General features: G+C 64.2%; 1 protein-coding gene and 1 pseudogene. Both read right to left on the reverse strand.

Going from position 1 to position 603, the window contains the following annotated elements:
• On the reverse strand, nt 1–99 hold a 99-nt coding region (locus tag A9X05_RS32150; RefSeq protein ID WP_231975229.1), incomplete at its 3' end, for a hypothetical protein.
• A pseudogene (locus A9X05_RS13800) lies at nt 96–603 on the reverse strand (mammalian cell entry protein); the annotation flags it as partial. The gene A9X05_RS32150 and the pseudogene A9X05_RS13800, both read right to left, overlap by 4 nt.

Raw genomic sequence — 603 nt, forward strand, 5'->3', positions numbered from 1 at the left:
GGTCGACGACAGTACATACACGCCACCCACCAGCACCGCGATAAGCGCGATCGCGGTGGTGTAGCGCAGCCCCCGGCTGCCGGCGAGGCGCTTGATCATGGCGACTTCGGCCTGATGATCCAGCGCTCTTGGATGAGTCCGCGCAGGTAGTCCGCGAGGCTGGCCGGCATCTTGCCCGGTTGGTAGAAGAAGTCGAACATTGTCGCGATCAACGGCGCGGGGATCACACCGTAGACGTTGACGTTGAATCCGGGTCCGGACCCGACGACCTCGCCGAGCTCGGTGGCGTAGGTGGGTAGCCGTTTGAGGGCCTCGGTGATGTAGTCGCGGCGCTCGTTGAGGTTGCTCAGCACATCGTTGAGCTTGCTCAGGGCCGGGCCGAACTCCTTGCGGTTGTCGGCGACGAACCCGGAGATCTGCGCCGACAGGCCCTGGATCCCCGAAATGAGCTGCCCGATGGCGGCCCGCCGCTCGTCGAGCGCTGCGAACAACTCGTTGCCGTCGTCGACCAGCTTGTTGACTTGGTCGGCGCGCTGGAGGATCTGGGCCAGAACGCCAACAACCTGAACAAGCCCCAGTTCGAGCAGGCGTTGAACGTGTTGA

The sequence above is a fragment of the Mycobacterium sp. E3298 genome (assembly GCF_001666895.1).
Classification (GTDB): domain Bacteria; phylum Actinomycetota; class Actinomycetes; order Mycobacteriales; family Mycobacteriaceae; genus Mycobacterium.